This window comes from Dysgonomonas termitidis (genome assembly GCF_042654545.1).
GTDB lineage: Bacteria > Bacteroidota > Bacteroidia > Bacteroidales > Dysgonomonadaceae > Dysgonomonas > Dysgonomonas termitidis.
Genome location: NZ_JBHSGN010000063.1, coordinates 34993 through 47974, shown reverse-complemented (window position 1 = coordinate 47974; position 12982 = coordinate 34993). Strand labels below are relative to the sequence as shown.

The following is a 12982-nucleotide window of genomic DNA, read 5'->3' as shown; positions in this document are numbered from 1 at the left end:
ATTCAACAAGCCTCATTTAAAATGTATATTGGATACCCAGTACATATGAACGTGTGAAAGGGAATATATAACGGTCTACCCCTGTATTCAACACACCTGAAGGTGCGAATTCAGGGTCAATCCCTTTATACTTAGTCCATGTTAGCAGGTTTTCACCACTGATATATATCCTCAGATTTTCGGATTTCATCTTCGCAAGCAATGACTTAGGTAATGAATATCCTATCTGTATCTGACGCAGGCGGATAAAGTCGCCGGACTCAAGGAAACGATCCGATTCACGGGTATTTCCATTAGGGTCCTGTAAGACAGCGCGAGGTACGTTGCTATTCGTATTTTCCGGTGTCCATGAATCCAGAGTGGATGCAAGGAAATTTGATCCGGAGTTCATGCCTTCGTAAAAATATCTGTTGGCATTGTATAACTTGTGTCCCCATCCGCTACCGATAAGAGCACTGAAATCAAAACCTTTGAATGAAGCCCCTAAAGTCAGGTTTATTTCTGCTTTCGGAAGACCTGTTCCGGAATATACCTTGTCGTTATCATCAATTACACCGTCGCCATTTGTATCTGCAAAGCGGATATCACCGGGTTTTGCATTTTCCTGCAACAATTCACCCTTATCGTTTCTGTGAGCATTAACTTCGGCTTCCGTCTGGAAAATACCGTCCGTTTTATAGAGGAAGAATGCTCCGATAGGATACCCCACCCTTGTCTGGTTCGGGAAGTGCTCTGTACCAAATTTCAGTCCGGTTCCCAATAATATCTGATCTTCATCGGCCAGTGCAACCATTTTATTTTTCAGCAGGGAAACATTAAATCCTACATTATATTTAAAATCCCCTGAACTCTCCGCATAAGTAAATTCAAATTCCAACCCGGTATTACGCATTTTTCCTACATTGAGTGTCGGATTCTCCAATCCGGCAGAAGGTGCAAGTCTCTTGGTTATCAGCAAATCCTCTGTAGTATTGTTGAAATAATTTATTGTACCCGTAATTTTATTGTTCAGGAATCCATAATCCAGTCCGATATTTTTCGATACTGTGGTTTCCCATTGCAGTTTTTTGTTCTCAAGTCCCATTGCTATACTTCCGGGCCAGGGGTTATTGCCATCGCCCTGTACATATCCCATATAGAGGCTGTTATATGTAGTTATCAACGCCTGATGGGCATAATATCCCAAAGCTACTTCATTTCCCAGTTTACCCCAGCTCGCTCTCAGTTTCAGGTTCGAAACCGGAGTATTTTCGGGGAAGAATGCTTCCTCGGTGATCCGCCATCCTAAAGCCAGTGACGGGAAGTTACCAAAACGGCTGTCTTTACCGAACTTGGATGAACCGTCGCGACGGAATGTAAACTGCAACAGATAACGATTATCGAATGAATAATTCACACGTCCGAAGTAAGACATACGGTTATATTTGTATTTGGAGCCATCGGCACTGTATGTACCACCTTTTCCAGCTCCTATAGTCATAAAGAATGGATCAAGGAAACCCTCTGGTAACTCACTGGTTATAATAGACCCGTTATCTATAGAGTAAATTGTCTTTTTACCTTCAACTCCGACGCTGTTCCAGTTGTACGACTGCAAATCGAGAGATGTTCCCAGCATTGCATTAACCGAATGCTTATTGAAGGTGGCATTATAGTTCAACAGGTTATCAAACACCTGTTCGTCCCAATAGCTTCTGTTCTCCTCATAATATGCATATTCGTACGGATTTTTGATATCAGAAGTAAAAGGCGGGTTGTGATAATATGATTGGGTATTGTTACCCCTGTATGAGTAGCTGGTTTTGAAGGTCAAACCTTTCATTATGTCCACTCCTACCGCAATATTTCCGGCAACCTCCTGACTCTTTGTCCAGCTTGTGATATAGTGATTGTTTGCCATCACATTCACATTATTTGGAATATCGCCCCAGTTTGTAAGAGCAAAACCGTCTTTTTCATTCTCATCATATACAGCCACCAAAGGGGAAATCATGTACACTTCCTTCAAGCTGAAATTCGGGGTTTTCCGCTTCTTTCCGGTAAAAGCCAGATTGCCATCAATGGTGAATATATTTTTCTTGGTGCTGATTTTCATTCTGGCATTCTGCTGCATAAGATTATTGGATAGAACGATTCCTTTTTCCTCTGTGAGATTACCTGATAATGCGTAACGAGTGTCTCCCTGCCCGCCCCGTACCGCAATACTCTGAGTAGAGGAAAGACCTGTTCTGAAAACTTCATCCTGCCAATTGGTATTGTTTGTACCCGGATTTGTAAGGTAAGCCGGAAGATTGACAGGCTGGGAAGCATATTTGTTATATTCATCATACATTCGCTTGTGTACAGTAAGGTAGCCGTCTGCATCAAGCATTTTGAGTCTTTTGGCTGTTTCTGTAATGCTGACATACGAATTTATATCTACCTGAATTTTTCCCTGCTTACCGTTTTTGGTCGTCACAATGACTACCCCATTGGCAGCTACGGAGCCATAGATAGCAGCCGCAGCCGCATCTTTCAGTATTTCCATCGATGCTATATCGTTCGGATTAACAGTAGATATGTCTCCGGGAAATCCGTCGATAACATAAAGAGGCTCATTGCTCCCGAATGTATTGACACCTCTGATTTTCACAGCAGCTCCGGCTCCGGCCAATCCGCTGTTTTTCTGTATATTTACACCGGCAACCACACCTTGTAATGCTTCTACTGGATTACTTGTCGCCTTGGTAGTTATATCTTTTGTATCGACAGACGCCAGCGAGCCTGTCAAATCGCTTTTCTTTAATGTACCATAACCGATAACGACAACTTCATCGAGAACTTTATTGTCTTCTTTCAGCCGGATATCAAATGAAGTCTGGTTTCCGATTCTGATTTCTTGTTTTTCGAAGCCTACATATGATATGAGCAATGTTTCGCCGGATGATGCATCGATATCGAAATTACCGTCCACATCGGTGGTAGTACCTCTGGTTGTGCCTTTGATAACAACGCTTACTCCAATTACAGGTTCATTAAGATCATCTACAATATTTCCCCTTATCTTTTTCTGAGGCTGCGTTTGTAGAGGTGTTATACTGCCGGCTTTAGTAAGAATTATTTTATTTGACGATATTTCGTAACTGATAGCCTGATTTTTGAGGGCACTGATGAGCAGGGAATTTATGTCTGCATTTTTTGCGTCTACAGATATACGTTTACTGTCATCTATATCGACATTACTATACATGAATGAATACCCCAGCTTTTTCTCTATCGTAGAAAAAAACTCCTTTAAGGTTACATTGTTCAGGGTAAGGTCTATTTTTTCTTTGCTCTGCGGAAAAACCGCAAGTGAAAAGCAAATAAAGAACAGAACGCAAAGTGAAAGTGTTTTTCTTTGCATAGCAAAACTTATTTATATTGTTAATAATTAATATATTAAGAAATAGAGTTGATGTCTATTCCGGAATCATAAAGAAAGGTTAATTAATCTATTTCAATAGTATTGATATCTAAGGTCACTTATTGATAATGGTCACCTCCTTTCCGTTTATTTTATAATCGATTGGGGTTAACTTATTAAATAATTCGAGCAATTCGCGCAAAGATTCGGTTTTTACCGAGAATGTATATTTCTGTTTTTCATCAGGGTTTACCAGTTTAATATTTATACCATACCAACGTTCCAACTTCTTGGTCACTTCATATATATCCTCATTATAGAATATCAGTTGATCCTGTGTCCATGAGCGATAAGTATTTGCATCATCCTTAAACAAGGTGTACTTCAGGTTTTGCCGCGAGATGATGACCAGTTCGTCCGGATTAAGGTCTGTCATATATTTTCCCGTTTTATCGGTAATGACCACCTTTCCTTCCAAAAGGGACACACTTATTTCGCGGTCGTCGTTATAAGCCGATACATCAAAGGAGGTTCCCTTTACTACTATATCGACATCCGATGTTCTTACCTTGAATTTTTTAGTTTGATTTTTTGTCACATTAAAAAAAGCCTCTCCTTCAAGGTTTACAATACGTTCGGAACGATTAAAGTCTCCTGCATATGTCAGCTTTGATCCGGAATTGAGCCATACTTTTGTGCCATCGGGAAGGGTCATTTGCATTTTCTGTCCCTGCATAGTTTCTATGATTGTGACAGATTGGGACAGAAAAGCCGAATCTATAGTAGATTTCACAAAAACAGTAGCTGCAACACCAACGATAATCGCAACCATAGCTGCAATACCGGCAACTTTGATAAGTAACTTCCTTGTATATGATTTTACTGGAAGCGATGTCCTTATGTGCGAAGATATACCCGACCATATTTTGTCCTTGTCTGCGCGAACCGACTGTTCCGGACTGTCGTAGATATTTTCCCACTCATTTAATAATTGCTCGAATAATTTACGGTTTTCAGCAGAACTATTAATCCACATATCTATTTTATGCCTTTCCTGTTCAGATAATTCCTGACGGATATATCCGGCTATTTCATCATATGGAATATGTGCATGATTCATATTTCTGCTTTGTTTTATTATTAGACACGTAAGCTATCCGAATACCCTTAAACTATTTTCATTTTTTTTTGATCCAATCAAAAGAACACTACCATAATACTAATTATCAATCAAATAACGACATAAATTGCAGAGCTAACGTAATTATTATTGTAGGTAAAAAATTTCTTCCATTATAATATTTAAGTATATATTCCCTCACTTTCTTTATTGCAATAGACATTTGAGCCTCCACTGTTTTTACAGACAAGTCCTTCTCTCCGGCAATCTCCTTATATGTTTTATTCTGTTCTCTGCTCAGGATGAATATCTCTCTGCATTTTTCAGGTAAACTATTAATAGCCTGCTGGTATACAGAGCTGAATTCTTCCATATTTACACAATCCCGCGCCTTTTGCTTTTCCAGTTCACGGCTGGCCCATCCTTCAAGCAAAAGAGACCTGTTTTGTTCGTCGCGAAGAAGATTTAAGACCCTGTTCCGGGCGGCATTGTAGAGGTATGTTTTTATGTAAAATATATTGATTGTATCCCGTTCCTCCCAAAGCCTGATAAAGACATCCTGTATGATATCTTCTATCAGTTGTTTATTGTGAGTATAATAGTTAAGAAAGGTACACAGGCTGTCGGAATATACATTAAAAAGCTCTTTCAATGTAAATTCATCTATAGTAACTCCCGTATTTCTAAACTCTTTCTGCATTTGTCCGGTAAAAAAAGAGAACTTACGAATCTATGAATTTTATTGATATATCTTTTCTTTTACTGTGTTATTTTTCCCTATCTCTTACGCAAAAGAGATTAATTCGCACAGTTGAGAGAGATGTTTATCTAATATTGGGCTTATTGCATCTTGCAATGGAAATCCTTTCCCATTTAGAAAACTAAACCATATAGTGTCCGGATAAATAATTAGTTTTGCTATTTTGTTATCAGCCAGGGGCCGGCTTTTAACACGGAAAAGACGGAAGCCTTACCAAATATATTCACCTGATATTATGTTACTTACATCACGACTTAACCATCAACCGTGAATATAGATTAAATAAATACGACCTTTGAGATACTTATTGTTAACATTCCGTAGAGAAAGTAGGAACAGGTGTCATCTGAAAGAATAATGCTCCTTGTATATAACCCTTTGTGCTCTCTGTGATGAAAAAGATTCAACCACTAAGGGCACAAAGGATTAAACAAAGAGCACAAGCTAAAGAATAATCTTTGTCATGTACTATGTAAAAGTTATTGCTTTAGTTATTTCTTAACTATATATTCGAAATATTGGATAATTCAATAGTATTTTCAGGTTATTCTATAGCCAGTACTTCCGGTACAAAAGCCTTATCTTGAACCGTATCCTGATCTGTTACCATCTTACAGGTACCAAAGAAATTAGCCCCTGCCTCTATTTCAAGATTTACAGCTGTTATCTCTCCTTTGAAATAGGATGAGGATTTTAGCCTTACAATATCATAAGCGATAACGTCACCATTAATCTTACCCATCAGTTCGATACTGGTACTCTTTATATTACCCTTTACACAGCCGTCAGGCCCGATAATAACTTTGCCTTCGCATCGAATATTGCCTTCGACATTCCCGTCAATCCTCAAATCTCCTTTAGAATTTATCTCTCCGGAGAACATTGTAGATTGAGACAAGACACTGGGTGTATTACCCAGAGATCCGGCTGATACGACACCTTGTATATTGTTTTTCTTATTAAACATATTCAACCTTTTACATTATTTAGACTTCTAATATTCAAAATAAGTGGGACACGGAAGACAATCATCGTTCAATCCTCCGGTTTACAACTTGCATAATGAGCGATAAAACTCCTGAATAATCTGAACAAAATACCGGTCTTTAAACAAAGTTATCCATCCGTCTTTCCATTGCTGAAAGCCCTTACATTTGATCCCGCAATTGAGGACCATCTGATGCTCGGTTCTTTCGACAACTCTCAGTTGAGGGTTACCGGCTTTCTCATACCCATTCTTTAAGACGGATATCAATATTGTTTTCTTATTTTCAGGCACTGTATATTTAAAAACTGCATCGACACAACAAATTGAATATAGATAAAATGCAGAATATTCGTATGCAAACCAATAATCATCAATTTTGTACAGATATATCTGGTTATTATCAGAACAGTTTTTACTTTCTTTCATTAATATTTGTTGCATGTTATCCATGAGCTGCTCACTTATTTTATAGATTATTATTTACAAAGCCATTATTTTTTCCACTTTTGTTTTACCATCTTCAGTCTGCACTTTTACAATATACAAGCCCTGGGCTAACGACAGAGGTTTGGTATAAACAGTTGAATTAATCTGCTTACCCGAGTGTATCAATCTTCCATATAAGTCATATACAAGAACGCTTTTTATTACCCGACTCGATTTTACATCCAATACATGATTTTGGTAAATTATACGGATATCATCACTTGCATCTCCAATAATGTCGCCTGAAGAAGCCAAACGCAACACAAACCGGTCTGCATCTATATATCTGTTTTCTGCAGTTGTTTTACGCTGATGGAAGTGATATGTGGAATTATCTGTCAGATCTTGCTCTATCGCCATAAATTTATCTACTAATACAGGGCGGAAACCATAGGCTGAATAAAATTCACTTACATTATCAAACGTGAATTTCAGCTGTTTTTGAATATCGGAGCATTTTACGCCTATACCTATTTCATGAACATCGTCCTCTAATGCCTGAACAAGATTATAATCTTTACCATTAGGCGTTATAAAGAATGTTTCAGGCACAACATGCCCTTCGGTGTAAATCATTTTCCTTACGTTATTCAGATTTTCATCCGATTGAGATGCATTCAATATGGCATAATCACCGGCCTTATCATTGCTGTCGCTCGTCTTCAGATATAAAGAGTTCCCTTCAGGTACCACCAGAGAACGTCCTCTGAAAGTAGGTCCGGTTAAAGCAAATGCTCCTTCAAATGGGTATAACAATTCTGTATTGCTCACGCCATCCGCCAATGTTACAATAAATGCCTGTTGAGGTTTGATATTGTTTGTGGCTGAGAAAGGAAGGTGTTCCCATGTCTGGGTCGTACTGTTAAATACATAGTATCCATCACTAGCCAATATTTTTGGAGTGCTTATATTATTCGCATCAAGGAAACGCTTTGAATTGATAGATGACATAAACGGATTCCCAATCATAATTCTCTGCGATGAAGCTATATGCTTCGTCACTTGTTGAGCATATCCCGGTACGCTATTTCCACCGACATTGATATTCGTTACTCCATTCGAAGAAGTTTCGTATACGAAGCGATAAGACTCCGCCCCACGTTTCATTCGTCCCACAGGCGAATATATTAATTGAAGCGTTTTGGTATCGAAATAGAAGAACTTACTTTCTCCGGTAAACTTATCATAAGTATGGGCCGGATGATATGGACTTTGTGTACTATTTTCAAAGTACGGGAATTCCAAGATACCCTTAAGCGCATCCATATGGCAGTGATTATCAAGACCTACCTGATTCTTGAACGAAGGAACTTTTATCGCAACTGCATTATTCGTTTCTGTCAAATTGATATCGTTTCTTGCATATGCCTTACCGAAATCTCCGGCTTCTACTCCCACAGATTCACCTGTCACAGGGTCTTGTATATTAAAACCGCCCTGCCATGTTACAGGGAAACCGCCAAACGAAAAGTCTCCCGATGCCATATTCTTCAATGGAGCCGCTAATGCATACCACACATCCCGCTCTTTTACCAGACATGGATCGCCCGATCCGTTCTGGTCGGGCTGAGTACCATCCGCCAAACCGCTTGTATTGCTATAATATCCCCAATTGTATTGAACAAATGCTTTTTCATAAGTTAACTTATGCTGGAACGCAACTTCCGCACCATACTGGAAAGTAATATTCCTACATTGCGGAATCCCATATATATCCACAGGCGTACTGCTTAAATCCAGGGAAGGATAATTTGCAGAACCTCCTGTTATCTGTACGTCCGTACATGCCAATGGCACCATTCCCAACTGATTGCCTTCTTTATCCACCCAGTTGTCCGGATTGTTCCAGTTGCTGTCCCCTGCCGTTGATTTCCAGTAAAGCGCTGTTGGCTGAGCCATGACCTTTATTGTAAAGACGTTACTTTCAAACTGCTGTCCACAGAACCCATCGATAGTTATTCTTTTGAAATGCGTATCTACAGAGAGGTGCCCCGGTGTATAGGAGGTACTGTTCGCTCCTGATATATCTGTCCATATCACACCGTCTATACTGGACTTCCACTGGTATGTGAAAGAATTACTTCCACCCGAAGCCGCTGTAATTTCTTTTATTTCCAACGGATTCTGATTTCCACAGACGAACGGATTACCCTTTATAGTTCCTGCTATAACAGGAGCATTTACCGTAATCCTGAAAGTCATTGTTGGTCCTGTGCAACTGTTATCATATTCCGGAGTAACCGTAATAGTAGCCGTCACAGGGGCTGTCCCGTTATTGGTGGCGGTAAAGGCCGGAATGCTGGAAGTTGTGCCTGCGGCTGCGATACCGATGCCGGGCTGGTCGTTCGTCCAGCTGTAAGTCACCAAATTAGCTGGTGTGGTCGGTGTACCGAAAGTTATTGCAGGTATTGAATTTCCATTACACACTGTCCTGTCGGCAATGGTATTTACCATAGGGGTAGGGTTTACCGTAATTCTGAAAGTCACCGGTGTACCAATACAACTGTTATCATATTCCGGAGTAACCGTAATAGTAGCCGTCACAGGAGCTGTCCCGTTATTGGTTGCGGTAAAGGCCGGAATGCTGGAAGTTGTGCCTGCGGCTGCAATGCCGATGCCCGGCTGGTCGTTCGTCCAACTGTAAGTCACCAAGTTAGCCGGTGTGGTCGGTGTACCAAAGGCTATTGCTGGCATTGATGTACCGTTACACACTGTCTGATTAGCAATGGTATTAACCTTCGCCGTAGGATTGACCGTGATATTGAAAGTCATCGGAACACCTATACAACTATTATCATATTCCGGAGTAACCGTGATACTGGCTGTCACCGGGGAATTACTGTTATTGGTTGCGGTAAAGGCCGGTAAGCTCGCACCTGACCCACTGGCCGCAAGACCGATAGCCATATTATTGTTTGTCCAGCTGTAAGTTACCAAGTTAGCAGGAGTAGTCGGTGTACCGAAGGTTATTGCTGGCATTGATGTTCCGTTACACACTGTCTGATCGGTAATGGTATTTACCTTGGCTATAGGGTTGACCGTGATACTGAAAGTCATCGGAGCGCCTGTACAACTGTTATCATATTCCGGAGTAACCGTAATAGTAGCCGTCACCGGGGAATTACTGTTATTGGTTGCGGTAAAGGCCGGAATGCTGGAAGTTGTGCCTGCGGCTGCAATGCCGATGCCGGGCTGGTCGTTCGTCCAGCTGTAAGTCACCAAGTTAGCTGGTGTGGTCGGTGTACCAAAGGTTATTGCTGGCATTGATGTACCGTTACACACTGTCTGATTAGCAATGGTATTAACCTTCGCCGTAGGATTGACCGTGATACTGAAAGTCATCGGAGCACCTGTACAACTATTATTGTATTTAGGAGTAACCGTAATACTGGCTGTCACTGGGGAATTACTGTTATTGATTGCGGTAAAGGCCGGAATGCTGGAAGTTGTGCCTGCGGCTGCGATACCGATGCCGGGCTGGTCGTTCGTCCAGCTGTAAGTCACCAAGTTAGCAGGTGTGGTCGGTGTACCGAAAGTTATTGCTGGCATTGATGTGCCGTTACACACTGTCTGATTAGCAATGGTATTAACCTTTGCCGTAGGATTGACCGTGACACTGAAAGTCATCGGAGCACCTGTACAACTATTATTGTATTTAGGAGTAACCGTGATACTGGCTGTCACCGGGGAATTACTGTTATTGGTTGCGGTAAAGGCCGGAATGCTGGAAGTTGTGCCTGCGGCTGCGATACCGATGCCGGGCTGGTCGTTCGTCCAGCTGTAAGTCACCAAATTAGCTGGTGTGGTCGGTGTACCAAAGGTTATTGCTGGCATTGATGTACCGTTACACACTGTCTGATTAGCAATGGTATTAACCTTCGCCGTAGGATTGACCGTGATACTGAAAGTCATCGAAGCGCCTGTACAACTATTATTGTATTTAGGAGTAACCGTGATACTGGCTGTCACCGGAGCATTACTGCTATTGGTTGCGGTAAAGGCCGGTAAGCTCGCACCTGACCCACTGGCCGCAAGACCGATAGCCGTATTATTGTTTGTCCAACTGTAAGTTACCAAGTTAGCAGGAGTAGTCGGTGTACCGAAAGTTATTGCAGACATTGATGTTCCGTTACACACTGTCTGATCGGTAATGGTATTTACCTTGGCTATAGGATTGACCGTGATAGTAAAAGTCACCGGGGTACCACTACATGTTCCTTGTTTAGGAGTGACTGTAATGGTGGCTACAATAGGTGCATTTGTATTATTACTCGTAGTTGTGAAAGCAGGTATGTTCCCCGATCCACTGGTTCCAAAACCGATATTCGTATTACTTGTCCAACTATAAGTAGTATTAGGTAATGTACTTCCCGAAAACACAAATGTATTTGCCGGAACTGAAGCTCCACTACAATATATTTGACTTGCCGGCTGATTTACAGTAGGCGTATCGTCGTCTATAATTGTAAAAACAGCATTTTTTATTGTACCGGGCTGAATAAGATCATTACATGCTTCAGTATCAATTGAAATATTGAATGTCCTGTTATTTTGGCAAGTAGTATTACCAATAATCGATATGTTGTTTAATGTAAGCGTTTTTGCTGTTGTATAATCACCTGCGGGAATAATAAATCCTTTCACATATGAATAATCTGTATTAGCTGTTGCCGTACCTCCCGAAACAGTAAAGTTACATACCTGATCCTGAGCCAGCCGACCTCCACCTACTATTATTTTTGCAGTAGTAGCTACATGCGTATTGTTTCCCTCATCCTCGCTAAATGTAGCAGATGAAAAATTAACCGTAACCGGAGAAGACAAACCTGACGGAGGGGTAGGATCTGCCATTGCTATATTATTAAATTCAGTTTGATTATCCCCATAAGCGTGCATCACCTGCTTTGCTCCAATCTGGCCCGCCGATAATGGACCAATAGTAAATTCGACGGCAACACCATCATCTATACAACTGACTGTCTGCACAGTATTGCTCAATTGTAATTGAGCATTCAGGCCATTACGACTGCTATACGCCCCACTATAATAACTTCTAAAACCACCTATAGTTTTAAATCCGTGAGCAGACGGGCTTACGCCTGAACTATATCGGGCACAAGTACTGGAGTTATCCGAAGCTGTCCGATAATTACCGACATAATGCCCTGTTGTATTAGTAACCATATATCCACGGGAACCATCGGACCCTTTAATGTTCGCATCATGGTCCAAATATATATGCACCGTTTCCGGTATAGCCAAATCATGCGGAGCTCTCACATAATAATCAACTAAAAAGTATTTATCAGGATGAGTGTACTTAAAATTCATAGTCACATAAAACTTCTTCTGGCTCAATCGTGATATAAAATAACCGGAAATACTGGTTGTCCATACATTCCCAGTCTGGACTGCTGCTGTAGTTGAACACGCCGTCCATTGATTCGCTGAAGAATTATATTCTGTTGTACTACCATTAACCCTACTAGACCTAAATGTTAATGCTACCCCACCGGTGCTACCACTCGGGTAATTATGGCTACAACAGTATTGTGCCAGATTCGCTCTGTATACCGCCAAGCTACCGGTTGTATTGACAACAATTTTCAACCCATCATTAAATGATGAGCTTGCGCCTCCGGTGGGATTTATAGTCTGGGCAATCTGTCCCTGTATCTCACCTCCTATACCTATATAAATAAGTAAAAGAATTAAATATTTAATATATTGATATTTATACATTTCGATTTAATTATTTAGTGTACAAAGAGAAAAAAGCCTAATACATCAGGAGAGAAAGAGTCATCTACTTTATATTTAACTTTCCCGAATAGATAAAGCGTGCCTTCATATAAAACTGCACATTCATCCTCTTTTCCGGAACCAGGCTCTACAATAGTATATCTTTGCACCTTATCCTTAGATTTGTAATAACCAACCATCTGATCTTCACCGTTAAAGTAATATGCTATATCACCTTTGCGGGATAAATGTCCTTTTTGTCCTTCCAACTCTCCGTTTGCAAGTAAAAAGAACTTATTGTTTTCAACCTTGTATGAAACCACCCCCGCCGGAACGGGTTCGTATAAATTATCTCCGATTTTACGGGCATATTCTTCGTTTGTATCTGCCCATCTTATACTTTGTGCTTTTATACTTCCGGCAAAACATACCAGAAGTATCATTATCATTATTGTGTTTATTCTTTTCATATCAATCTTATTTTCTATTGTCATAATCTAT

General features: G+C 40.5%; 7 protein-coding genes. All 7 read right to left on the bottom strand.

Going from position 1 to position 12982, the window contains the following annotated elements; genetic code table 11:
* Positions 1–16: 16 nt before the first annotated feature.
* The 7 genes from ACFO6W_RS08710 to ACFO6W_RS08680 all read right to left on the bottom strand — a co-directional run bounded on the left by ACFO6W_RS08710 (position 17) and on the right by ACFO6W_RS08680 (position 12951).
* Complete coding sequence (locus tag ACFO6W_RS08710; protein ID WP_379995383.1) at positions 17–3385, bottom strand: TonB-dependent receptor; 3369 nt, start codon at positions 3383–3385, stop codon at positions 17–19.
* 115 nt (positions 3386–3500) lie between these two features.
* A complete protein-coding gene (locus ACFO6W_RS08705; RefSeq protein WP_379995380.1) occupies positions 3501–4505 on the bottom strand; it encodes a FecR family protein in 1005 nt (334 codons plus the stop codon).
* Between the two features lie 106 nt (positions 4506–4611).
* Positions 4612–5205: an RNA polymerase sigma-70 factor gene (locus ACFO6W_RS08700; RefSeq protein WP_379995378.1), complete on the bottom strand. Its 594-nt coding sequence runs from the start codon at positions 5203–5205 to the stop codon at positions 4612–4614.
* 604 nt (positions 5206–5809) lie between these two features.
* Positions 5810–6232 carry a bactofilin family protein gene (locus ACFO6W_RS08695; protein ID WP_379995376.1) on the bottom strand — a complete coding sequence of 141 codons (423 nt, stop codon included), beginning with the start codon at positions 6230–6232 and terminating at the stop codon, positions 5810–5812.
* Between the two features lie 81 nt (positions 6233–6313).
* Complete coding sequence (locus ACFO6W_RS08690) at positions 6314–6679, bottom strand: hypothetical protein (RefSeq protein WP_379995374.1); 366 nt, start codon at positions 6677–6679, stop codon at positions 6314–6316.
* 54 nt (positions 6680–6733) lie between these two features.
* On the bottom strand, positions 6734–12481 hold the full coding sequence (locus ACFO6W_RS08685) for a PKD-like domain-containing protein (protein ID WP_379995372.1): 5748 nt from the start codon (positions 12479–12481) through the stop codon (positions 6734–6736).
* Between the two features lie 14 nt (positions 12482–12495).
* Positions 12496–12951, bottom strand: coding sequence for a hypothetical protein (locus ACFO6W_RS08680; RefSeq protein ID WP_379995369.1), 456 nt, complete (start codon positions 12949–12951; stop codon positions 12496–12498).
* Positions 12952–12982 lie beyond the last annotated feature (31 nt).

Excerpts from the sequence above, each read along its gene's own strand:
- ACFO6W_RS08710 (WP_379995383.1), bottom strand. The coding sequence starts at position 3,385 with ATGCAAAGAAAAACACTTTCACTTTGCGTTCTGTTCTTTATTTGCTTT.
- ACFO6W_RS08705 (WP_379995380.1), bottom strand. The coding sequence starts at position 4,505 with ATGAATCATGCACATATTCCATATGATGAAATAGCCGGATATATCCGT.
- ACFO6W_RS08700 (WP_379995378.1), bottom strand. The coding sequence starts at position 5,205 with ATGCAGAAAGAGTTTAGAAATACGGGAGTTACTATAGATGAATTTACA.
- ACFO6W_RS08695 (WP_379995376.1), bottom strand. The coding sequence starts at position 6,232 with ATGTTTAATAAGAAAAACAATATACAAGGTGTCGTATCAGCCGGATCT.
- ACFO6W_RS08680 (WP_379995369.1), bottom strand. The coding sequence starts at position 12,951 with ATGAAAAGAATAAACACAATAATGATAATGATACTTCTGGTATGTTTT.
- ACFO6W_RS08685 (WP_379995372.1), bottom strand. The coding sequence starts at position 12,481 with ATGTATAAATATCAATATATTAAATATTTAATTCTTTTACTTATTTAT.
- ACFO6W_RS08690 (WP_379995374.1), bottom strand. The coding sequence starts at position 6,679 with ATGAAAGAAAGTAAAAACTGTTCTGATAATAACCAGATATATCTGTAC.